Source organism: Microbacterium sp. NPDC058389 (genome assembly GCF_042722305.1).
GTDB lineage: Bacteria > Actinomycetota > Actinomycetes > Actinomycetales > Microbacteriaceae > Microbacterium.
Genome location: NZ_JBHXJQ010000001.1, coordinates 340,825 through 362,699, shown reverse-complemented (window position 1 = coordinate 362,699; position 21,875 = coordinate 340,825). Strand labels below are relative to the sequence as shown.

Sequence of the window (21,875 nt, the reverse complement as noted above, 5' to 3'; positions counted from 1 at the left end):
CCTCACAGCAGGGCGATGCCGCGGGCGAACGTGCGCACGCGCTCCGCCATCGCCTCCGGCACTTCCGCGACGGTGAAGTGTCCGCCCTCGTCCAGGCGCTCGAAGGTGCGGAGGTCGAGGTAGAACCGCCGGGCCAGCGACTCGGGATAGTCCCACTCGTGCCGCTGGATGTGGACGGATGCCGGCACCTCGACCCGCGGCATCTCATCGGGCTGATCCGCCCCCTCGTAGTAGGGACGGAACGAGGTGCCGATGCTCTGCGTCGTCCAGTAGATCATCGCCTCGGTGAGGATCCTGTCGCGCGAGATGCGACGTTCGACCGCCTGGGGAGCACCCTCGGGGGTGTCGCTCCACTCCACCAGCTTCTCTGCGAGCCAGGCCATCAATCCGGCGGGCGAGTCGTTGAGGGCCGCGGCCAACGTGTCGGGACGGGTGGCCTGGACATGGCCGTAGGCGCCGTTGGCTCCGCCCCAGCTGTCGAGCCGCTCGAAGAACGCGACCTCGTCGGGCGCCGTCAGCAGGGGCCGCTCCGCCCGCGAGGGGAAGTGCGAATGCGTCGCGATGATGCCCGACACCGAGTCGGGGTAGCTGCCCGCGATCAGGTCGTTGACATTGGCCGAGACGTCTTCGCCGTACGTGAGGTACCGGCGGTAACCGAGCACCTCCGTCATGAGCGTGTGCATCGTCGCCGCGAGCCTCTTCTCGGTGATCGGCCCCCGCTCGTACGCGGTGGAGAAGCCGAATCCCGGGAAGCTCGGCACCACGACGTGGAAGTCGGGCAACAGGTCCGCGAAGTCGAGCTGCAGGGCGAACGTGTGGGGCCAGCCGTGCATCACGAGGAGCGCCGGTGCATCGGGACGATCCGACCTCAGGTGCGCGAAGTGCAAGGTCGTGTCGTCCATGTCGACGAGGAACTGCGGATGCCCGTTCAGCCACGCCTCGCGCGCACGCCAGTCCCACGTGCGCCAGCTCGCGACGAGTTCGCCGAGGTAGTCGGCGGTCATGCCGACCGGCGGGCGGCGGGGCGAGTCGGGCAGGGGGCGGAACCGGTCGAGGCGCTCGTGCAGGTCGACGAGTTCGCGGTCGGCGACAGCGATCGAGAACGGCTGCGGAGTGGACATGCGCCGAAAGCTACGCCGGGGCTCCGACATCGACCTCAGCGCGGCTCCCGCAGCGCAGCCATGAGCGACTTCACCCGGCCGAACGTGGGCGCCTCGATGTTGGCGAGGCCCGTGACCGTCGTCCCTGTGCGGGGATCGTGGCGGCTGACGGCGGTGACGCCGTGGTCACCGCCCGACAGCACGAAGTCGCCCTCGTCGAGCCAGATGCCCCGGCCGTAGCCCACCCCGTCGCCGGTGTCGGGCGTGACAGGTGCCGTGGCGGCCGCCACGAGTCGAGCCGACAGCATCCGCCCGCCGGTCAGCGCCAGCCAGAACCGATGCAGATCGAGTGCCGTCGAGTGCGCCCCGCCGTCGCCGGACCCCTGCACCGGCAGCTCGAAGACATTGGTGCGCCCATCGTCCTTGTACCCCGTCGCGGTCGAGGGCGGAAGCGCGTCCGAGCGAGGCATCGAGGATGCCGTCATCCCGGCGGGCACGAACACCCGCTGCCTCACCAGCTCGGGGAACGGGGTGCCTGACACGCGCTCCGCGATGAGGGCGAGCACGACGAACGCGCCGTTGCAGTACGAGAAGCGCTCCCCCGCGCGGAACTTCGTCGGGAATCCGTCCAGCACGGCGAGGTAGGCGGGCGTCGAATCGAGCTGCTGGACCGGCACCGTCATCGGCGCCAACGCGTCGACCTCCTCGTCCAGATAGTCGCCGATGCCCGAGCGGTGGGTCAGCAGGTGGTCGACCGTGACGTCATCCGCGATCAGCGGCAGGTCTGCGCCGAGCACCTCGCGGGCGGTCGTGTCGAGCGACAGCACACCGTCGCCGACGAGCGAGAGCACGGTGATCGCCGTGAAGGTCTTGGTGCCGCTGGCCAGCCCGAACCTGGTATCGGGGGCGTTCGGGACGCTCCACGTCCGGTCGGCCATCCCGGCCGTCCACTCCCCCAGGACCTCGTCGCCGCGGCGCGCGCTCACGACTCCGCTGAAGCCCTCGAGATCGGGTTCGAGGTCAGCCATCGCATACCCCCGGTGAAGGAGCGGATCGGGTCAGGCGCTCTTGCGCTTCTCGCGCAGCACCAGCGTGGGCGGGGCGCCCTCGTCGACCGCGGCCCGCGTGACGATCACCTTGTCGACGTCGTCGGTCGACGGGATCTCGAACATGATCGGCCCCAGCACGTCCTCCAGGATCGCGCGCAGGCCACGTGCACCCGTCTTGCGGGCGACGGCCAGATCCGCGATCGCCTCAAGGGCCTCGCGATCGAACTCGAGAGTGACGCCGTCGAGTTCGAACATGCGGTGGTACTGCTTGACCAGCGCGTTCTTCGGCTCGGTGAGGATCTCCATCAGCGCTTCGCGGTCGAGCGGCGACACCGACGCCACGACGGGCAGACGGCCGATGAACTCGGGGATCAGGCCGAACTTGTGGAGGTCCTCGGGCTGAACGTCGCCGAACAGATTGAGGTCCTCGTCCTTGCGATGCAGCGAAGCGCCGAAGCCGACGCCGTGCTTGCCAACGCGGGACGAGATGATGTCTTCGAGTCCCGCGAACGCTCCCGCCACGATGAACAGGACGTTCGTCGTGTCGATCTGGATGAACTCCTGATGCGGGTGCTTGCGTCCGCCCTGCGGTGGCACGGACGCGACGGTGCCCTCCAGGATCTTCAGCAGCGCCTGCTGCACACCCTCACCCGACACATCACGCGTGATCGACGGGTTCTCGGCCTTGCGGGCGATCTTGTCGACCTCGTCGATGTAGATGATGCCGGTCTCGGCGCGCTTGGTGTCGAAGTCGGCGGCCTGCAGCAGCTTCAGGAGGATGTTCTCGACGTCCTCGCCGACATAGCCGGCCTCGGTCAGCGCCGTCGCGTCAGCGACGGCGAACGGCACATTCAGCCGCTTCGCCAGAGTCTGGGCCAGGTACGTCTTGCCGCACCCGGTCGGACCGAGCAGGAGGATGTTGCTCTTGGCGATCTCGATCTCGTCGGCCCGCTGCTCCGCGGACTGGATCGTGCCGTGCGCGCGGACGCGCTTGTAGTGGTTGTAGACCGCGACCGACAGCGCGCGCTTGGCGTCGTGCTGTCCGACGACGTACTCCTCGAGGAACGCGAAGATCTCGCGGGGCTTCGGGAGGTCGAAGTCGGCGACGACGCCCGACGAGGACTCCGCCATGCGCTCTTCGATGATCTCGTTGCACAGCTCGACGCACTCGTCGCAGATGTAGACGCCGGGACCGGCGATCAGCTGCTGGACCTGCTTCTGGCTCTTACCGCAGAAGGAGCATTTGAACAGGTCGGCGCTCTCACCGATGCGTGCCATGAGGCTCCTCCTCGTCGCGTCGGGGGGAAGCCCCCCAGCTGTCCTCCGAGCCTAATAGCTGAGGCCGACATGCGGCGGCATTGCGACGCACGTTGTGGATGACCCGGGTTCGCGGTGAGCGGAACCGCGTCGGCGCACAGCAGAACACCCCGCCACCCGGAGAATCCGGGCGACGGGGTGTCGCGGCATCCGCGCGCTCGATCGACGCGTCTACTTCGTCAGCGCCTGCTGACCGCGCTTGCGCGTCGTCAGCACCTGGTCGACGAGACCGTACGCGACCGACTCCTCGGCCGAGAGGATCTTGTCGCGGTCGATGTCCTTGTTGACCTCTTCGACCGTCTTGTTCGAGTGCTTCGACAGCGTCTGCTCGAGCCACGTGCGCATGCGGAGGATCTCCTGCGCCTGGATCTCGATGTCGGACGCCTGACCGTGGCCCGCCTCGCCCATCGCGGGCTGGTGGATCAGGATGCGGGCGTTCGGCAGCGCGAGACGCTTGCCGGGAGCGCCGGCCGCAAGCAGCACGGCGGCCGCCGAGGCCGCCTGGCCGAGCACGACCGTCTGGATCTGCGGCGACACGTACTGCATGGTGTCGTAGATCGCCGTCATCGCCGTGAACGAGCCGCCCGGCGAGTTGATGTACATGATGATGTCGCGGTCGGGGTCCTGGGACTCGAGCACGAGCAGCTGGGCCATGACGTCGTCCGCCGAGGCGTCGTCGACCTGGACGCCCAGGAAGATGACGCGGTCCTCGAACAGCTTGTTGTACGGGTCCTGGCGCTTGTAGCCGTAGGCGGTGCGCTCCTCGAACTGCGGCAGGATGTAGCGGCTGCCGGGCATCTGGAGGCCCTGGGGTGCCATCGGGGCACCGCCGAAGGTGGGGGTCTGCATTCCGGGTTCTCTCTCTTTCGCCTTCGGTGCCGTCAGTCCGCCGCGCGGGCGCCGCCGTCGGTTCCGCCGCCGCCGATGACGTCGACGGCCGACTCGCGGATGTGGTCGACGAAGCCGTACTCGAGCGCCTCCTGCGCCGAGAACCAGCGGTCGCGGTCGCCGTCGGCGTTGATCTGCTCGACCGTCTTGCCGGTCTGCGCCGCCGTGATCTCGGCGAGGCGCTTCTTCATGTCGAGGATCAGCTGCGCCTGCGTCTGGATGTCGCTCGCGGTGCCGCCGAAGCCGCCGTGCGGCTGGTGCAGCAGCACGCGGGCGTTGGGCGTGATGTAGCGCTTGCCCTTGGTGCCCGCCGTCAGCAGCAGCTGGCCCATCGAGGCCGCCATGCCGATGCCCACCGTGACGATGTCGTTCGGCACGAACTGCATCGTGTCGTAGATCGCCATGCCGGCCGTGATCGAGCCGCCCGGGGAGTTGACGTACAGGTAGATGTCCTTCTCGGAGTCCTCAGCGGCGAGCAGCAGGATCTTCGCGCAGATCTCGTTGGCGTTCTCGTCGCGCACCTCGGACCCGAGCCAGATGATGCGGTCCCTCAACAGCCTGTCGAAGACGCTCGTCGCGACAAGTGGTTCGGCCATGTGTACTCCTGATTCCGTGTCGGTGCCATCGAATCTACCGGCGCACCGCGGCCGACCCGCCCGTGTTCGCCCTGGGCAGAGCGCGCCCCGGACACAGAAGAGGACGGATGCCGCGGCATCCGTCCTCTCCTTCACGAGGTCGCTGGAACAGCGACCGTCATCCGTGCGTCACTCCGCGTCGGCGGCCTTCTTGGCCGGAGCCTTCTTGGCGGCCGGCTTCTTGGCGGGAGCCTTCTCCTCGGCGGCGGCCTCGTCGGCCGCGGCCTTCTTGGCGGCGGGCTTGCGGGCGGGGGCCTTCTTGGCGGGCGCGGCGGCCTCTTCCGCCTCGACGATCGCGTCGGCGTCGGCCGCGGCATCCGCGATCTCCTGCGCCTCCTCGACGACCTCTTCCTCAGCCTCGGCCTCGTCGTCGACGGCGATGAAGCCGCTCAGGTCGACCGGCTTGCCGTTCGTGTCGACGACCGTGACCTTGCCGAGTGCGACGGCAAGTGCCTTGTTGCGCGCGACCTCGCCGATGATGGCGGGCAGCTGGTTGCCCTCCTGCAGCGCGTTGACGAAGTCCTGCGGGGCCATGCCGTACTGGGCGGCCGACTGCACGAGGTACTGCGTGAGCTCGTCCTGCGAGACCTGGACGTCGACCGACTCGGCGATCTTGTCAAGCAGCATCTGCGTCTTGAACTGCTTCTCGCTGGCCTCGGCGACCTCAGCGCGGTGGACGTCGTCCTCCAGGCGGCCTTCGCCCTCGAGGTGGTTGTGCACCTCGTCCTCGATCAGCTGCGGCGGGACGGGGATCTCGACCTGCTCGAGGAGGACCTCGATGAGCTTGTCGCGGGCCGCCGAACCCTGCGTGAAGGCGCTCTGCTGGCCGACGCGCTCCTTGAGGCTGTCGCGCAGCTCGGCGATCGTGTCGAACTCGCTCGCGATCTGGGCGAAGTCGTCGTCCGCCTCGGGCAGCTCGCGCTCCTTGACGGCCTTGACCGAGACCGAGACCTCGGCCTCGTCGCCGGCGTGGTCGCCGCCGACCAGCTTCGAGCGGAACGTGGTGTCCTCACCGGCGGTGAGCGAGTCGATGGCCTCGTCGATGCCCTCGAGCAGCTCGCCCGAGCCGACCTCGTACGACACGCCCTCGGCGCGGTCGATCTCGTTGCCGTCGATCGTGGCGACGAGGTCGAGCTCGACGAAGTCGCCCGATGCGGCGGGACGGTCGACGGTCACGAGGGTGCCGAAGCGGCCGCGCAGGCGGTCGAGCTCCTCGTCGATGGCGGCGTCGTCGACCTCGATGGCCTCGACCTCGACCGTGGTGCCCTCGAACGCGGGCAGGTCGAACTCGGGACGCACGTCGACCTCGACCTCGACCTCGAGGTCGCCCGAGAAGTCCTTCTCATTGGGCCACTCGGTGACCTCGGCGGCCGGACGGCCCAGGACGCGCAGCTCGTGAGCCGAGACGGCCTCGCGGTAGAAGTTGTCGAGGCCCTCGCTGACAGCGTGCTCGAGCACCGCGACGCGGCCGATGCGCTGGTCGATGATGGGCGCGGGGACCTTGCCCTTGCGGAAGCCGGGGATCTGGACGTCCTGAGCGATGTGCTCGTACGCGTGCTTGATCGACGGCTTGAGCTCGTCGGGGCTGACCGTGATGTGCAGCTTGACCCGGGTCGGGCTGAGCTTCTCGACGGTGCTGTTCACCATGCCTGTTACTTCTCCTCTATCGGACCGCGCGAGCGCGCGGCATGAAGGTCTGGGTTCGCAATTCTGAGGGCCGTGATGTCGGGGCGACAGGATTTGAACCTGCGGCCTCCCGCTCCCAAAGCGGGCGCTCTACCAAGCTGAGCTACGCCCCGGGCGGGTTCGCACGCACTGCGTGCGCCTTTCGGCCCCGAGAAGTCTAGCCGACCCGCCCGGGCACCGCCTGCGATGCCGGTCTTGGCCGTCATGTGCCATAGACTGACGGATGCCGCGGCTCGCTGCTGCGGGGATGTAGCTCAATGGTAGAGCCTCAGTCTTCCAAACTGATGGTGCGGGTTCGATTCCCGTCATCCCCTCCACGACAGAAACCCCCGATAACTCGGGGGTTTCTTCATGTCCGGCTGTCGACAGGCTCAGGCGTCTATCGCCTCGCGTGCCCGATACGTGCCCGATGCCTCTTGATTCGTGCCCATAGACAGGGCGTCCATGCGCTCCGCGAGGAGGTGGCTCCGCTCCTGCGCGACGTGCTGATAGACCATCGCTGCTGCCGTCGTGCGGTGCCCGGCGCGGGCCATGAGTTCACGTGTCGTCGCACCGGCCTGTGCTGCCGTCGTCAGCCCGGCGTGCCGCACGTCGTGAAGGTGGAACTGCGACAGCCCTAGACCCTTCGCCGCCTTGGCCCACGCCTGCTGCGCTGCGTTCCGTGTCAGCGCTCGCTCGCCGTTGGCGTCAACGAACATCGGACTCTTCGCACTCCCCCGTGTCGCGGCTAAGTGCATCGTCAATAGGTCACGCGTGGACGGCGGCAGAGCGACCGTGCGAGCCTGCCCGGTCTTCGTCTTCGTCGTCAGCACCTCTCTCTTAACGGTGACCACCTGGCGCTCTACTCGGAGCGTCCCGGCGTCGGCGTCGAAGTCACCTCTTTGTAGGCCGATGAGTTCGCCGAGTCGAAGGTGCGCGCCATAGGCGACCGCGAGCGGGGTTCGGTAGTGCTCGGGCATCGCGGCCACGATGGTGGCCAGCACGTCCGGCGCGAGGTACGGGCGCTCTTCGGCCTTGGCGACACCGGCACCAACGATCGTGCAGGGGTTCGACGCGATCAGACGGTCACGAACCGCTGTACCGAACACGGCTTTGGCGAGCGCGTAGGCCTGTCGCTGACGCGTCGGATGAGCCGCCCGGCTCACGTACCACGACCGCACGTCCTGAGGCTTCACAGAGGCGATGGTGACCGCGTGGAACGGCTCTAGGTCCCGTTGTAGAAGGTCTTCATACAGTTCCGCTGTCCGTGGCGCGAGACGGCCACGGGTGCCGCCGTTCGCGATGAAGTCAGAGGCGTATGAGAGGAACGTGACCTGACCGGCGCGATGGTCGATGAACGATCCGCGCGCGAGGTCGGTCTGTGTCTGGGCAAGGTACTTCTCCGCGTCCTTCTTCGTGTCGAAGGTGCGCGGTGCGGTCTGTCGCACGCCTGCGTCCGTCGTCCACCTGGCTTGCCATCGCCCTGAGGGCAGTTTCCGTGTGCTGCCGAAGCCGTTCCGGGTTGCCATGTGCGTTACGCCTCTCGTGATTCATGCCAGTACGTCTAGCCGTAACCGAGATTAACGAAAGTCTGACTTTCCCACCAGTCTGGTTCTCAAGCACTGCACCACCATTCTGGTATCTGACCTGGGGTTTATCGTTTGCTTGGCATGCCCTAGTCCGTTAAGATGGAGGTACGAGAGAGAAACCAAACGAGCCGACCCCTCGGTGAGAGTCCGGGGCCGTAGCCGCTTCAACAAGCGTCTCGGGGCTGCGACCGCCCGAATCAGAGTGATGCGGGCGCAGATGTGCCCGAGGGGATTGTGCTCATGTCTGGTTCTCGCCCGTTCGTCATCGACCCTGATTCGTCCACAACGCAACTGCGCGCCCTGCTGGCAAGCAAGACGCGCACCGAGGGCAAGAACTCCCCGACCGTGCGGCTGGTGCGGCAGGCCTTCCGTGCCGCGCGCCTGCTCGACATCATCGACAAGCAGCGCAACGACGGCATGGAGCCGCTGACCGACGACCAGATCGACGCCATCGCTGATGCACTCCGCGCCGAGGCAACCGAGGCGGCGAGCGCGTGAGCGCCAGAAGGGTGAGACTGCGGGTTGACCGGCTGGCTGGATTCCGGCAGGCCAGAGACCGCATACAGGCGATGAACGCCGAGGCGCGGATGCAGTCGACGGGTGTCGACGCGGAACCCGAGTTCACCATCCGTGACGCCTACGACGCGGGCTATCAGTCGGCTCTCGAATCGCTCTCCGGCGCTCCGTCGTCCGACGCGTTCACGGCTGACGCTGCGCAGCGTGCGATGGATGTTCGCCTTGCCCGTGAGGCCGCCGACGCACGGCTGAGACGGCTGGACGAGGCAGAGCGCCAGGGCCGGGCCGCCTATCAGGCAGAGCGCAAGCGGCAGGGGCTCATCCCGTGACCGGCGCTTATGACGATGTGCCGCTGTCGCAGGCTGACCCTGACGACCCGCTCGCGACGTGGGATGACGTGGCCCGTCGCGAGGAGAACTATGAGCACGAACAGCGTGTGACCGAGCGCGTAGCGGCGCTGAGGATCGAGAGGGAGGCGCGCGCTCGGCTTGCCGCCGAGTCTGCCGCGCCGACACTCACACTCCCCTCACTCACCCGGCTTGACCGCTTCCTCTCACAGCCTGACGAGGATGCCGCGTTCCGCATCGAGTGCCTGATGCCAACAGGCGGGAACGTGGTGCTGGCGGCACAGTACAAGGCGGGCAAGTCGACGCTGGTCGGGAACCTGCTGCGGTCATTCGCTGATGGAGACGACTTCCTCGGACGCTGGACCACGGCACCGGTGACGCGCGTCGTCCTCATCGACAACGAACTCGACCCGCGCACTCTGCGGCGGTGGCTGTCCGCTCACGGAATCGTGCGTCAGGAATGTATCGAGGTGCTGTCGCTGCGCGGCTCGCTGTCGACGTTCGACATTCTCGACCCGGCGACGCGGGCGGCATGGGCCGAGAAGATCGGCGGGGCGGACATCATCATCCTGGACTGCCTGCGACCCGTGCTCGACGCGCTCGGGTTGGACGAGAACCACGACGCGGGCCGGTTCCTCGTGGCGTTCGACAGCCTGCGCGCAGAAGCGGGCATCGCCGAGTCGGTCATCGTGCACCACATGGGCCACAACGGCGAGCGCTCGCGCGGTGACTCACGCATCCTCGATTGGCCGGATGCCACATGGCGGATCGTGCGCGAGAGCGACGACCCGGCCTCGCCGCGCTACTTCTCCGCGATGGGGCGTGACGTGGACGTGCACGAGGGGCGGCTGGGGTACGACAGTGCGACTCGTGCCTTGACGTATGGCGAGGGTTCCCGGCGTGAGGCGAAGACGGATGCCGCTGTCGACGACCTCGCCCCTAAGGTGCTCGCGCACGTCACGGCGAACCCCGGATGCAGCGGGGCGGACATTGAGCGGTCAGTGGCTGGCAAGGCTGTTCACGTCCGGAAGGCGAGGGAGGACCTTGTGACCAAGGGCGCAATCGTCGCGGCCAAGCGCACCGGTAGCGGTGGCGGAAACGCCTACTTTCCTACAACCTCGTCCACCTCGTCCCAGCCTCGTCCGGACGAACCTACAACCTCGTCCACCTCGTCTATAGGACGAGGTACGAGGTTGGGACGGAGTTCAGGCGAACCTCGTCCCGCTGAAACTGGCGTCTACGACGACAACGACGAACTGTGCTGCTGCGTCCATGGCGTCACTCTCGGCTCACGGTGTAGCCACTGCGGCGGGAGGGCTGCCGCATGACTCATGTCGACGACTTCGCCCGCGCCTATGCCTGTCCTGACTGCGACGCCGACAAGCGTCTGACCCGCGATGCTCTGGGCATCTGGCACCTGACCCTGATCCATGACGACACCTGCCCTTGGTATCGCCGCTACCTCAGGTCTGAGAGGTCAGCGTGAGGCCCATTTCCCCGTTAGTGGCTAAGACAGCGCGTCGCGCGTCTGTATCTGGCCTCACTCGGCGCATGGGCAGGATGCCTGAATGCGTCGGAAAGTCCGACTTTCCGGCACGCGAGCACGTGGCGCGATGACCGACGACGGCTTCGATTACACGGTGCTGGCTCGCGGCGAGGTTGTAGCCATGGCCACCAACCGTGGCGAGTGGTTCGCCGAGGGCTGGGATGCCGCCCGCGTGGCCGCGTTCACGGCAGAACAGGCGGAGTGTCGCCGCGCGGAGGGCATCGCGCAGGACGGACTCAGCGCCGCCGACGAGGCGGGCGTGCAGTCGTTCGAGGCGATGTCGCTCTACTTCTCCTTGCTCGCACGGCTAGACCGTCACGAGTACGTCTCTGTCGACGAGATGGCCGAGGCGATCGAGGCCGTGTCGCGAACGTCCGACCGGGCCCTCATCGAAGAAATCTGGGACACGTAGGGCAGTCCGCATTCCGTACCACATTACGCCTCTGACCTGGGCATTAGTGGCCATATGTGGCAGAATGTTAGCGACGATAACACGCGAGACTTTGGTGACGAATATGCGGAACGTGGCGACGATCGAGGCACACAACCTCGCTGATCTGGCGGGCTGACTCATCGCCGTCGTGTGGGGCGAAGCCACCATCGTCGTCACGGCTGACGGGCGCGGGCTGCCCGCTCAGGTCCGCACCATTGCCCGCCGCGTCGGTGAGACCGGAGGGCGCGAGGCCGGGAACTCGTTCAACCGCTCTCTGGGCAAGACGCTCAAGAAGAGCGACGCGTTCAACAGCCTGAGTCAGCGCATGAAGGGCCTTCGCGGCGACATTCAGCGGCTGTCGCGGTCGTGGCGCGGCCTGTCGTACAACGCGCGTCAGTGGGCGCTGATCATCGGTGCCGTTACAGCAGCACTCCCCCAGATCGGCACGCTGGCTGGTGCGGCTGGCGTCGGGCTTCTCACTCTCGGCAGCGCGTTCACGTCGGTCGGTATCGGCATCGGTGTGACCGTCGCCGCTTTCAAGCGGTTGACCGGCGACCTGGACGACGTGCCCGCCGACGTGCGCGGCGCGCGCAAGGCCTTCGACCGACTGCGGGACACCCTCAGCGATATCAACGGCGAACTGACCTCTCGCGTCTTCCGCGACACGGAGAAGGCCTGGGACTCGCTGACGGACACCGTGAAGGGTCTGCGCGAACCGCTCGGCCATGTCGCCGACGTGGTGCACGACCTCATCACCGACTTCGCAAAGAACCTCGCGCCGGGCACTCAGAACTTCGAGAACCTGGCCCGGATCATCTCGGACTCGGCCGGTGTGTTCGACGGCATCGTCCGTAGCGTGGGCACGTTCGGCAGCGCCCTTCTCACGGCCTTCGCCAACCCGGCGATGGTCTCTGCCGTCGATGGGCTGGTCGGCTGGATCGGCGACCTGGCCAAAGGCTTTGACGCGTTCGTGAACAGCCCGGCCTATGCCGAGTGGGTCACCAACGGCGTCTCTGTCTTCGAGCACCTGGGCGGCCTGATCACGAGCATTGGCGGCGCGCTCTCGGGACTGTTCGACAAGCAGAGCACCGACAACCTGAACGACTTCATCGACGGGCTGGCTCAGTTCTTCGACGGTCCGGGCAAGAGTCTCATCGAGTTCCTTGACCAGTTGGACATTCCCGGCGTCGTCGTCGACACCCTCAACAACTTCGGCAACGCCCTGAAGCCGATTCTCGACTTCGCCACCGAGTTCATCCGGCAGAACCCCGAGGCCGTCGCGACAGCGCTGACCGACCTCGCGACGGCGTTTCTGCTGTTCAAGGGCGGTCAGATCATCGTTGGCGCGGCGGGCGCGATGTCGACGTTCTGGGGCGCTCTGAAGGCCGGGAAGGTCAGCACCATCACCAAGATGGCTGGGGCCGTCACCGGCCTCACAGTGGCGCTTCAGGGCCTCTCAGACCAGAACGCGACGGAAGGCGGCGCGGGGCTGTCTGCGATCGGTGGCGCTCTTGCGGGTGCCTCGCTCGCCGGTCCGATCGGTGCCCTGGTCGGCACCCTCGCCGGCCTCATCGCCAGCATGATCAACGACGTCTTCCTGACACCCGAGGTCAAGGGCTCGTGGCAGAACGGCTGGGACCAGTTGTTCGACCCGAACAACTACAGCGGCGCGGGCATCGGCGAACTCAAGAAGTGGTTCCAGAACAACCTCATGGGGCCGGACCCGGCTATCGCTGAGGCAGGCGGCGGCTGGCTCGATCAGGTGGTCACGCGCTGGGGCGACACCCTCGAAGGCTTCAAGACCGAGATTCCGAACTTCTTCCGGGACTTCGGTCAGGCCTTCGCGGACGGCTGGGCGACCGTCGCTGCCTGGTACGACACCAACTTCGGTCAGCCCATCGAACAGTTCTGGGCAGACACGGTGAACTTCTTCACGGTCGAGGTTCCCGGCTTCTTCGGCTCTGTCGGTCAGTGGTTCGCGACCGGCTGGGCGGCGGTGGCCGCATGGTTCGACACGAACTTCGGTCAGCCGATCGAGCGGGCGTGGAACGGCTTCGTACGGTTCTGGACTGTCGAGGTCCCGGCCTTCTTCACCCGCGCCGGACAGTGGTTCCGCGAGGGCTGGGCCGGTGTCTCGCGGTGGTTTGATCAGACCTTCGCGCAGCCGGTGAGAGCCGCGTGGGCAGGCTTCGTGGCTTTCTGGACTGTCGCCGTGCCGGGCTGGTTCAGCCGGATGGCGTCGGAGTTTCAGAGCGGGCTCGCACGCCTGGCCTCGCCGTTCACGTCATTCTTCGGCGACGTGAAACGGAACTGGGAGAACTTCTGGGGCGGCCTCGGGCTTGCCGCAGACAACGCCTGGAACACAGTGCGTTCGACCGTCGACAAGATCGTGTCGAAGATTCAGCAGATTGCCTCGAACCCGTTCGGCGCGATCGGCAGCGTCTTCAGCGGTCAGGGCTTCGCCTCGGGCGGCATCCTGACCGGCCCGGCGCACATCCTGGCGGGCGAGGCTGGACCTGAAGCGATCGTGCCCCTGAACCGCTCGCTCGGCTCGGTAGACCCGTCCGTGCGTGCGCTCTCGGCCATCGCGCAGGGCAAGACCACGGCCATGGCCAGCGGCGGTGTCGTCGGCGCTGGCCGCGTCCAGAACAACACCTTCAACATCAACGACCGGTCCGGCGATCCTCGGCGCACCGCGAACGAGGTCATCCGGCGTCTCGCCATGGACGTGGCGGGCTAGGAGGACACCATGACGACGCGTACCCGCGTACCGAAACTCCTGACACCGGGAGAGGTCTGCGACCTTCTCGACATCGAGCCGCGCAGGCTGCGCCTGTGGCGCGAGCAGAACACCGGGCCCGTCTTCGTCCGGCTGTCGCATCGCACCATCCGGTATCCGCTGCCTGACCTGATCGACTTCCTGAACGACGCGAGGCGGGGCTACTGATGGCCACGACCGTTCACGTCAAGGTCTACGACGCGCGTATCGCTGCCGCCTTCATGCCGGGCGGCATGGTCTACGGGCAGATGCGTTCCACAAGCCGTCTGAATCGTGCCGTCGCGAAGGCGAAGGCACCTGTTCGGACCGGTGCCATGCGCGACTCGATCGACAGCGACGTGCAGGCGTCGGGAGCGTTCCGGACGACCTACCGCGTCGGCGTCGGCACCGACCATGCACGCTTCGTGCTGGGCGGCACGACCGGCCCCATCCGCCCGCGCGGCGAGTACCTGCGCGTCCGGCCCGCGCCGAACTCCTGGTACGGCGTACCCGTGTTTCGTCGTTCGGTGCGTGGTCAGGCGGCAAACAACTTCCTCGGCGAGTCTCTCGTGTCGACGTTCGCTCTGCGGGGGCTGCTGTGACTGGTGCACTCGACAGCATCGACCTCGACGCGCTGGCTGCGAAGGTGGCACCGGCCTTGCGAGGCCGCGTCGTTTGGCGTCAGGGCAAGTACCGGTATCGCGTCCGCAACGCGCTCGGCAAGCCGGTAGAGGCTGCCGCTGTCGTCGCGATCGTGGCGACGGCCCTGCCGCCAGGGCCGCCCCTTCAGACCGAGTTGGTGGCCCGCTACATCGTTGGCAGCGACGCGTTCAAGGAGGCGCTCGGATGATCGTCGTGCCGGTGCCGCACGCACCTGCCCTTGGCCCCGGAAAGTCAGACTCTCCGCACCGGGGCGCGTCGATGGACGATGCTGCGCGCCTCGCCCTTGCTCGGCTCGATCCGCGCAAGGCGACGCCTGAGAGCGTGCAGGCTGCGCTCGGCGCGGTTGGACTGCACCTGCCGGTCGACGTGTGCGCTGACTGGCTGGAAAACCGGAGGTCATCGTGAGCAAGTACAAGCGCCCGCTGACGGATGCCGAACGCGCCCGCATCCCTGCCGATGCCGCCGTGCTGCTCGACTACCTCGAAGCCCACGCACGTCCTGGCGAGAAGTGCCCGACGCTGGTGTCACAGCGTCGACTTCTCGCGGCCCAGATCGGCATGACGATTCGTCAGTTCGGAACTGCTGAGAACTATCTGATTTCGCGCGGCGAGGTGCGCGTGCAGAACCTCATCCCGCGCAACGAACGCGAGGCGGAACGCCCGCACTATCGCTGGCTGCTGCCGGTGCGACGGGAAGGAGTCAAGGCATGACTAACACCGACGTTGCAGACGAGAAGCGGATGCTCGCGGCCCTGGGTCTGATGGGTGGCCGGACCTGGCAGGAAGTCCGCGAGCGCATGTCGCACATGTCAGACCGCGAGTTCGCAAGTGTCGCCCGTCGCCTGGCCGCGAAGGGCGCGATCAAACGTGAAGGCAGAGGCGCAGACGCCCGTCTGACGCGAGACATGGAGGCTTGGCACCGATGAACCGTACAACGAGCATTCGAGGGCTCAGAGAGGCGCTGAGCGCGCGTGCAGAACGTGAGCGCGAACTGCCTAAGGCCTACTGCCGCACCTGTGGCGGCTGGGCGTCAGCGGGCACCGGCACACGGGAACCGGAAGCGGCTCCGTGGGAGTCAGGTGAACAGCGACAGGTGCGGATCGAGATGGCGAAGAAGGCGAACCTGGCTGCCGAGTTCGACGACTGGCGTCGCGAGTGTGGCGTCTGTGCGGTCGCTCGCGAAGAGGGCCGCCTGGCGCGCTTCATGCTCGGCTCTCTGGTCGGACCGCATGACCTGAACGAGTCGGCGGCGTCCGCGCTGCTCGCTAACCTCGTGACCTACACCCGTGGTGAGTTCGTCGGCGGTGTCACGTCGAAGGCTCACGGTGTCGCCACGGGCAAACCCTGGCGACACCTGACAGACGCAGACGAAAGCCGGGTGCGGAAGGCGTGGGCCGATGCGATCGCGGACAGCCTGCCGAACACCTCCGAACGTGGCGCATGCGGCATGTGTGGCCGCTCTCGGGCACTTGGCGATTGGTATGACGCGCCGCACACGCTCACGTGGCCGGACGGCTCGCGCGTGGCGTTCTGCGCGTCGTGCGCGGGGACCTGGGACCGTCTTGGCGGGCCGACGTTCATCGATGACCTGCGCCGCGTCGGCGTCGAAGCCGCGACAGGCTCGCCGGTGTCGCTGGGCGATAGCGCGCCGGACAACTTCCGTCTGTTCGCCGAGTCGAAGGCCGCTGATCCTGCTGGCCTGGAAGAGCCGTGGTCGTGGTCCGAGGGGCTGACGGCGTTCATCGAGAAGGTCTGGACGTGGCAGCCGGACTGCGCACCGGCAGACCGTCACGACGAGTTCGTGCAGCGCCGCCGTGACGCCTACGCGGCAATGGCGGCTCAGGCCCGCGAGACAGAGGCTCGCCAGGACGCTTTGGCCTGGTGACGACGAGGGGATGCCTGAACCTCGCGGCGGCGTGCGTAGCGCTCTGGTGGACGATGGGCGAGGGCATCCCCTCTGATACGCCTGTGCACTATCGCAGGTGTACCCCTAGATTCGTAACGTGGTTCTCCGCGTCGGTCACTCCCCCAAGCCGCACCCCTCTGCCAAGAAGGCTGCCGTGTACGTCTGGACGTACACCTGCGCAGAGTGCGGCGAAGAGTTCGACGCCCGCAAGTTCACCCCCTGCGACGCTGACGGCACGCTCTACTGCGGCAGGCACGTGCCAGCCGGTAAGCATCGGTGGTGTTCGATCGGCGGGCACGTCTTCCTCGGCGACAGGTGCGAGGTCAGCCACGACAAGAGCGTGAAGCCGTCGACACCCGAGCGGTTCTGCGCCTATTGCGGCGAATCGCTCAATGGCTATCGGTCCGATGCCGTCTACTGCTCGACGCGCTGCCGCATGGCGGCACACCGTCAGTCGGCCTAGGTTCCTTCACCCCTAGAGTTGGCGCATGTCAGCGACAGCGCCGTCACCATCGATCGATTGGTCATCATTCTGGCCAGACATGATCGTTGCGCTGTTCACCGGTCTCGTCATCGGCGCGGTGCTCCTCATCGCCGAACGCATCCTTGACGGCAAGCGTCGCGCACGCGAGGTGTCGCGCTCGCAGCGCAAGGCCGCGAGAGACTGTGCGCGCTGGGTCACGCCCACGCTTCAGTACTCCGGTGACTCGCTGATGCCGCTTGACCTAGACCTCACGCGTATCGACCAGCGCATGAAGGAAGTGGGTGAGGGCGAAGGAGACTCGTTCTTTGCGGAGTATGAGTTCCTGCGCCAGATGTTGCATCAGTGGGACCTCATGAAGATCGTCGCGGGGAAGATCGAGTTGCGCGCGGCCTCCCTCATAACCCTCCCCGACCCCTGGGCGAGCGATGAGCGACAAGCGCTTCGCCAATACCTTCACCAGTCGTTCCGAGAGAAGCCCCGACTGTGGGCTGAGTACTGGGCCGAAGATCATGCGCGCGGCCTTGTAGACGACGCTCGGTTGATCGCCGACGTAAAGGAATACCTCGTTCAGCGGACCATGTTCGAGGGGTGTCGACGGGCGTACCTTGCAAGCCGCGACGCATTCGAGAGCGGTTACAACGCGCTCATCAACGAGCGTGTTGACGCAGCGATGGAGCGCTACAAGCGGAGTGGACGGAAGCCCTCGCGCCCGCGTCCGGTGCGGAAGAAGGCTGTGCGGCAAGTGCGGCATGATGCAACCCTCGCGGGTCAGCGAGTCGTGCGGACTCTTCACGCCAAAGCCGATCACCGGATCGAGTACATGTTTGGTCGACGCAGGTATCAAGAATTGCTGGATGCTGCGTCTCCTGAGGCCTAGAGAGTCGTTCCGTGGGACATAACTAGGGGCACCAGATCGGCACTCTGAGACAGAGAGCGTAGTGCCGTCGTCTCGCTGTCGACGGGCTCACCCGGTGTCCCCCGAAAGTCGGACTTTCCGTGCCCGTCGCGTGCCCATAGCCGTATCGCTCGGGCACGGCAACTGTCGCCGTCACCCTGCTCTCAACCGCAGAATCCTGCGGGCTGTTACGGCTATCGGGAGTGCCGTCACGTCTTCCAAACTGATGGTGCGGGTTCGATTCCCGTCATCCCCTCCACATACCTGATCGGGGCACGCTTCTGCGTGGGTCTCCCGCACTGCGCGTCCACGCGGCAGACTGGCTTCGCACCGTTCGATGCCTTTCTGGGAGCCGCAATGAACGCCGCGTCATCGTCACGCCCGCCGGACACGCCGCGCAAGCTTCCGCGCCGCCCGGCGTCGACGCTCGCCGAGAAGTGGACGCGCGTCGACGGCGTCGACGTGTTCTACCGCGAGTCGCCGAATCCCCCCGCCGGCGCCCGCGTGATGGCCCACGTGCACGGCTTCGGACTCTCCGGCCGGTATCTGCTGCCGACGGCGGAGCGACTGTCGGACGAGTTCCACACGCTGGTGCCCGACCTGCCGGGCTTCGGCCGCAGCGGCAAGAGCAAGGGGATGCTCGACATCCCCGACCTGGCACGGGCGGCGCTGCATTTCTTCGACGACCGCGGCGTCGAGAAAGCCACGCTCGTGGGCAACTCGATGGGATGCCCCGTCATCATCGAGTACGCGCACCGCTACCCCGACCGCATCGATCGGGCCGTGCTCGTCTCGCCCGCCGGAGGGATCTACAACCAGCCCCTCCGGCGTGCCATCGGCCAGCTCTCGGCCGATGCGCCGCGCGAGCCGTTCAAGATGGCGACGGTGGCGGTGCCCGACTACGTGCGGTTCGGCATCCCGAGCACGATGCGCATGTTCCGTTCGCTCACGCAGTATCCGTCGCTGCAGCGTCTCCTCGAGCTGCGCGTCCCCACGCTCGTGGTGCTCGGGCAACGCGACCCGCTGCTGCCGCACGCGCACCGTGTGGACGAGATCGCGAGCCAGACCGACAGCCATGTGCTGGTCGTGATGCTGGAAGGCGCGGCGCACGCCATCAACTACAGCCACCCCGGACAGCTGGCACACATCATCCGGGCGTTCATGGACGACCGCCCGATCGCGAACGACCCGACCTGGCCCGGCCATGTGCGCCTCTACGAGGTGCACAGGGGCAAGCACCACCCGCCGACGCAGGGCTGAGGCCGGGCGCCCCGTCAGGCGACGGAGATCGCGCCGCGGTGCTCTTCGATGTGCAGGAGATAGTGCTCCGCGTTGCGCAGCAGCCCGGAGCGCTCCTCATCGGTGAGTTCGCGACGCACCTTGCCGGGAACCCCGGCGACGAGCGAGCCGTCGGGGATCTCGGCCCCTTCGAGGATCACGGCGCCACCGGCGATGAGGCATCCCGCGCCGATCTTCGCACCGTTGAGCACGACCGCACCCATGCCGATGAGCGAGCCGTCGCCGATCGTGCAGCCGTGGACGACCGCGTTGTGGCCCACCGACACGTCTTCCCCGATCCGGACCGGGTGGCCGGCGTCGACGTGGACCGAGACGTTGTCCTGCAGATTGCTGCGGGCCCCGACCGTGATGGTGTCGCCGTCGGCACGGAGCACTGCGTTGTACCAGACGCTCGCGCCCGGACCGAGGGTCACTCCCCCGATCACGCGGGCGCCGGCCGCGACGAACGACGTGGGATCGAGCGCGGGGGTCCTGCCCGCGGCGAAGAGGACCGAGGCTCCTGGTGCGACCGTCATGGTGCGACCCTACCGGCGAGCGCGGTCGTGATGGCCTCGGTGTACCAGGGGGCCAGCGTGTCCACGAACGTCACGGTCAGGTGGTCCTGGTCGCGGTAGATGTTGGCTCCGCCCACGACCGGGGCGCACGCGTCGTCGCCGCAGAACACGTCGGTGAAGTCGAGGAGCGTGACGGAGTCCAGGCCGGCGGCGGCATCCCGAAGCGGATCGTTCTCGACGAGCACGTCGGAGCGTGCGCCGTCGCACTCCGACGCATCCCTCGTGCGGAGGCACTTGTTGGGGTCGGTCTCCCACACCGGGTTGTCGACCACGGTGATGACCGGGATGCCGCGGTCGGTGACCGTGCTCCACGCGTCGCGGTAGCCCGCGACGGCCGCATCGTGCGACGAGTCGTAGCCGGCCGGCGAGTAGGGCGTGTTGGCGATGGCGGCCGTGAACACGACGTCGAGGTCGGTGTCGTCGATCGCGCGCTGCACGCCCGCCCGCCAGTCCGTGCAGGCCGCACCGAAGGCGCCGGGCGTCGACAGCGGCGTCGTGTTCCACGGGCACGCGCCCTTGAACCAGGTGATGAGCTTCCAGCCGTTCTCCTCGGCCATGCGCTGGAAAGTGGGCAGCAGCTGGTACGCGTGGCTGTCGCCGATCAGGGCGACGCGCGGTGCGTCGGGGTCGTCCGAGCCGAACTCGCACGACACGGGGCGCGAGTCAGTCAGCTGTACGAAGCACTGCGGGTCCTCGGGGCGGTCGATGCCGGCGAATCCGGGGGCCGGGAGGATCGTGTCGCCGAAGTCCGTGCCCGCACAGGTCGGGTCGAGGACGGATGCCGCACCGAAGCACTCCGGAGGATTCTGCTGCAGTTCGGCGATGTCGCGGGTGCCCTGGTTGTACAGCGGCGCGTTGACGAACCATGCCGTCGCGGCGACGAGCGCGACGACGACCATCGCCGCGAGCGAGGACCACAGCGTGACGCGGGCCGGACGCGAGGTGAGCACCTTCCAGCCGCGCGCGGGGTCTTCGACGAAGCGCTTGGTGAGCCATGCGAGCACGAAGCAGATGATGAGCAGTGCGACGCGGTGGTAGATCGTGAGGCCCCAGAACGGCACCGACGGCGCGATGATGATGAGGGGCCAGTGCCACAGGTACAGCGAGTACGAGATGTCGCCGACGAACTGCGCGGGACGGATCGAGAGGATCCGCGTCGGGTACCACCAGCGTTCCGAGTTCGACGCGGCGATGACCGCCGCCGCGCCCAGCGTGGGCAGTGCCGCCATGTAGCCGGGGAACGGCGTCTGGCCGTCGAACGTGAAGGTCACGTAGACGAGCAGCAGGATGCCGGCCCAGCCGAGCACGAAGCTGCCGATGGCGTTGCGCACGCGCAGCATCGGCACGAGCGCGATCATCGCGCCGACGCCGAACTGCCACATGCGGCCGAACGTGACGAAGTACGCCGGCGCGGGGTTCGTGATGGTGAAGACGACGCAGAAGGCGAACGAGACGACGGTGACGATGCCGAGCGCGACGAGGATCGCGCGGCGCCGGGCGCCGCGGAAGAACTTCACGCCGATCCACGCGGCCAGCAGCATGATGAGCGGCCACATCACGTAGAACTGCTCTTCCAGCGACAGCGACCAGTAGTGCTGGACCGTCGTCGGCGAGCCGGAGTGGTTGAGATAGTCCGCCGAGTTCAGCGCGAGGTACCAGTTCTCGACGTAGAACGTCGACGACAGGATCTCGCGCACCTCGTTCGGCAAGGCCGACGTCGGCATGAGGTACGGCGACATCACGACGACCGCGCAGAACAGCAGGACGAGCAGGGATGCCGGCAGCAGACGCCGCGCGCGGCGTGCCCAGAACTGTCCGAGCTTGACCGTCCCCGTCGCGGTCACCTCGCGCATGAGGTGCGACGTGATGAGGAAGCCCGAGATCACGAAGAAGATGTCGACGCCGATGTAGCCGCCGGTGATCCGCCCCGGCCAGAAGTGGTAGAGCACGACGCACAGCACGGCGATCGCGCGCAAACCCTGCACGTGAGGCAGGAAGCGCGAGGGTTCGGCGTGCTCGGGTGAGCGGTCCTGGGGCTCTCGGGTCACGGTCTTGGCGGGGACGCCCAGATGCTGCGGTCCGAGGTCGTGATCTGCGGAAGGCACGCATCGACGTTAGCCGGTCCGGGCGGACGCTCCCGCAACGACAGGTCGGAACGGCCGATAAGCCCAGCCTTCTCTTGCTTGCGGAATGACTCCCCGTGAGTAGCGTTGCAGTCATTGGAGGACGACC

The 21,875-nt window shown here is 67.1% G+C and carries 25 protein-coding genes and 2 tRNA genes; 17 read left to right on the top strand and 10 right to left on the bottom strand.

Annotation, left to right across the window (positions count from 1 at the left end; all coding sequences use genetic code 11):
• Positions 1 to 2 precede the first annotated feature (2 nt).
• The 7 genes from ACFWJ8_RS01890 to ACFWJ8_RS01860 form a co-directional block, all read right to left on the bottom strand.
• The gene (locus ACFWJ8_RS01890; protein WP_378808232.1) at positions 3 to 1,121 is read right to left on the bottom strand and encodes an epoxide hydrolase family protein; all 1,119 of its coding nucleotides are present in this window, start codon (positions 1,119 to 1,121) and stop codon (positions 3 to 5) included.
• Positions 1,122 to 1,156: 35 nt separating this feature from the next.
• Positions 1,157 to 2,128 (bottom strand): serine hydrolase domain-containing protein, encoded by a 972-nt coding sequence (locus tag ACFWJ8_RS01885; RefSeq protein WP_378808230.1) that lies wholly within the window; start codon positions 2,126 to 2,128, stop codon positions 1,157 to 1,159.
• Between the two features lie 30 nt (positions 2,129 to 2,158).
• Entirely contained in the window at positions 2,159 to 3,427 is a 1,269-nt protein-coding gene (clpX, locus tag ACFWJ8_RS01880) for an ATP-dependent Clp protease ATP-binding subunit ClpX (protein ID WP_378765465.1), read from the bottom strand.
• Positions 3,428 to 3,637: 210 nt separating this feature from the next.
• On the bottom strand, positions 3,638 to 4,315 hold the full coding sequence (locus tag ACFWJ8_RS01875) for an ATP-dependent Clp protease proteolytic subunit (protein ID WP_018171011.1): 678 nt from the start codon (positions 4,313 to 4,315) through the stop codon (positions 3,638 to 3,640).
• A 32-nt stretch (positions 4,316 to 4,347) separates the two neighbouring features.
• Positions 4,348 to 4,950 (bottom strand): ATP-dependent Clp protease proteolytic subunit, encoded by a 603-nt coding sequence (locus ACFWJ8_RS01870; protein WP_378808227.1) that lies wholly within the window; start codon positions 4,948 to 4,950, stop codon positions 4,348 to 4,350.
• 168 nt (positions 4,951 to 5,118) lie between these two features.
• On the bottom strand, positions 5,119 to 6,636 hold the full coding sequence (tig, locus tag ACFWJ8_RS01865; protein WP_378808225.1) for a trigger factor: 1,518 nt from the start codon (positions 6,634 to 6,636) through the stop codon (positions 5,119 to 5,121).
• 78 nt (positions 6,637 to 6,714) lie between these two features.
• Positions 6,715 to 6,788 (bottom strand) — tRNA-Pro (locus ACFWJ8_RS01860).
• A 130-nt stretch (positions 6,789 to 6,918) separates the two neighbouring features.
• Here ACFWJ8_RS01860 and ACFWJ8_RS01855 point away from each other — a divergent pair.
• A tRNA-Gly gene (locus tag ACFWJ8_RS01855) sits at positions 6,919 to 6,992 on the top strand.
• 54 nt (positions 6,993 to 7,046) lie between these two features.
• Here ACFWJ8_RS01855 and ACFWJ8_RS01850 read toward each other — a convergent pair.
• Positions 7,047 to 8,102 (bottom strand): tyrosine-type recombinase/integrase, encoded by a 1,056-nt coding sequence (locus ACFWJ8_RS01850; RefSeq protein WP_378808222.1) that lies wholly within the window; start codon positions 8,100 to 8,102, stop codon positions 7,047 to 7,049.
• A 381-nt stretch (positions 8,103 to 8,483) separates the two neighbouring features.
• On the opposite strand from ACFWJ8_RS01850, the gene ACFWJ8_RS01845 reads away from it, so the two are divergent.
• The 16 genes from ACFWJ8_RS01845 to ACFWJ8_RS01770 all read left to right on the top strand — a co-directional run bounded on the left by ACFWJ8_RS01845 (position 8,484) and on the right by ACFWJ8_RS01770 (position 19,050).
• Positions 8,484 to 8,741 carry a hypothetical protein gene (locus ACFWJ8_RS01845; RefSeq protein ID WP_378808220.1) on the top strand — a complete coding sequence of 86 codons (258 nt, stop codon included), beginning with the start codon at positions 8,484 to 8,486 and terminating at the stop codon, positions 8,739 to 8,741.
• A gap of 71 nt (positions 8,742 to 8,812) precedes the next feature.
• Entirely contained in the window at positions 8,813 to 9,088 is a 276-nt protein-coding gene (locus tag ACFWJ8_RS01840; protein WP_378808217.1) for a hypothetical protein, read from the top strand.
• Positions 9,085 to 10,434, top strand: coding sequence for an AAA family ATPase (locus ACFWJ8_RS01835; RefSeq protein WP_378808215.1), 1,350 nt, complete (start codon positions 9,085 to 9,087; stop codon positions 10,432 to 10,434). The genes ACFWJ8_RS01840 and ACFWJ8_RS01835 overlap by 4 nt, the downstream gene beginning before the upstream one ends.
• Positions 10,431 to 10,592 (top strand): hypothetical protein, encoded by a 162-nt coding sequence (locus ACFWJ8_RS01830; protein WP_378808213.1) that lies wholly within the window; start codon positions 10,431 to 10,433, stop codon positions 10,590 to 10,592. The genes ACFWJ8_RS01835 and ACFWJ8_RS01830 overlap by 4 nt, the downstream gene beginning before the upstream one ends.
• 181 nt (positions 10,593 to 10,773) lie before the next feature.
• Positions 10,774 to 11,064: a hypothetical protein gene (locus ACFWJ8_RS01825; RefSeq protein WP_378808210.1), complete on the top strand. Its 291-nt coding sequence runs from the start codon at positions 10,774 to 10,776 to the stop codon at positions 11,062 to 11,064.
• A gap of 169 nt (positions 11,065 to 11,233) precedes the next feature.
• A complete protein-coding gene (locus ACFWJ8_RS01820; RefSeq protein WP_378808207.1) occupies positions 11,234 to 13,825 on the top strand; it encodes a hypothetical protein in 2,592 nt (863 codons plus the stop codon).
• Positions 13,826 to 13,834: 9 nt separating this feature from the next.
• Positions 13,835 to 14,032, top strand: coding sequence for a helix-turn-helix transcriptional regulator (locus ACFWJ8_RS01815; RefSeq protein WP_378808204.1), 198 nt, complete (start codon positions 13,835 to 13,837; stop codon positions 14,030 to 14,032).
• Positions 14,032 to 14,445 (top strand): HK97 gp10 family phage protein, encoded by a 414-nt coding sequence (locus ACFWJ8_RS01810; RefSeq protein WP_378808201.1) that lies wholly within the window; start codon positions 14,032 to 14,034, stop codon positions 14,443 to 14,445. Before ACFWJ8_RS01815 ends, ACFWJ8_RS01810 begins: the two co-directional genes overlap by 1 nt.
• A complete protein-coding gene (locus ACFWJ8_RS01805; protein WP_378808198.1) occupies positions 14,442 to 14,693 on the top strand; it encodes a hypothetical protein in 252 nt (83 codons plus the stop codon). The genes ACFWJ8_RS01810 and ACFWJ8_RS01805 overlap by 4 nt, the downstream gene beginning before the upstream one ends.
• Positions 14,690 to 14,911: a hypothetical protein gene (locus tag ACFWJ8_RS01800; protein WP_378808195.1), complete on the top strand. Its 222-nt coding sequence runs from the start codon at positions 14,690 to 14,692 to the stop codon at positions 14,909 to 14,911. Before ACFWJ8_RS01805 ends, ACFWJ8_RS01800 begins: the two co-directional genes overlap by 4 nt.
• Positions 14,908 to 15,216 (top strand): hypothetical protein, encoded by a 309-nt coding sequence (locus tag ACFWJ8_RS01795; RefSeq protein ID WP_378808193.1) that lies wholly within the window; start codon positions 14,908 to 14,910, stop codon positions 15,214 to 15,216. The genes ACFWJ8_RS01800 and ACFWJ8_RS01795 overlap by 4 nt, the downstream gene beginning before the upstream one ends.
• The gene (locus ACFWJ8_RS01790) at positions 15,213 to 15,431 is read left to right on the top strand and encodes a hypothetical protein (protein WP_378808190.1); all 219 of its coding nucleotides are present in this window, start codon (positions 15,213 to 15,215) and stop codon (positions 15,429 to 15,431) included. The genes ACFWJ8_RS01795 and ACFWJ8_RS01790 overlap by 4 nt, the downstream gene beginning before the upstream one ends.
• 179 nt (positions 15,432 to 15,610) lie before the next feature.
• Positions 15,611 to 16,390, top strand: a complete 780-nt coding sequence (locus ACFWJ8_RS01785; protein ID WP_378808187.1) for a hypothetical protein — start codon at positions 15,611 to 15,613, stop codon at positions 16,388 to 16,390.
• Positions 16,391 to 16,508: 118 nt separating this feature from the next.
• Entirely contained in the window at positions 16,509 to 16,874 is a 366-nt protein-coding gene (locus ACFWJ8_RS01780; RefSeq protein ID WP_378808185.1) for a hypothetical protein, read from the top strand.
• Between the two features lie 25 nt (positions 16,875 to 16,899).
• Positions 16,900 to 17,772 (top strand): hypothetical protein, encoded by an 873-nt coding sequence (locus ACFWJ8_RS01775; protein WP_378808182.1) that lies wholly within the window; start codon positions 16,900 to 16,902, stop codon positions 17,770 to 17,772.
• 375 nt (positions 17,773 to 18,147) lie between these two features.
• A complete protein-coding gene (locus tag ACFWJ8_RS01770) occupies positions 18,148 to 19,050 on the top strand; it encodes an alpha/beta fold hydrolase (protein ID WP_378808180.1) in 903 nt (300 codons plus the stop codon).
• A 14-nt stretch (positions 19,051 to 19,064) separates the two neighbouring features.
• On the opposite strand, the gene ACFWJ8_RS01765 is transcribed toward ACFWJ8_RS01770, so the two are convergent.
• Together ACFWJ8_RS01765 and ACFWJ8_RS01760 are read right to left on the bottom strand one after the other, a co-directional pair.
• A complete protein-coding gene (locus tag ACFWJ8_RS01765; RefSeq protein ID WP_378808178.1) occupies positions 19,065 to 19,604 on the bottom strand; it encodes a gamma carbonic anhydrase family protein in 540 nt (179 codons plus the stop codon).
• Positions 19,601 to 21,748 carry an acyltransferase family protein gene (locus ACFWJ8_RS01760; protein ID WP_378808175.1) on the bottom strand — a complete coding sequence of 716 codons (2,148 nt, stop codon included), beginning with the start codon at positions 21,746 to 21,748 and terminating at the stop codon, positions 19,601 to 19,603. Before ACFWJ8_RS01760 ends, ACFWJ8_RS01765 begins: the two co-directional genes overlap by 4 nt.
• Between the last annotated feature and the right edge of the window lie 127 nt (positions 21,749 to 21,875).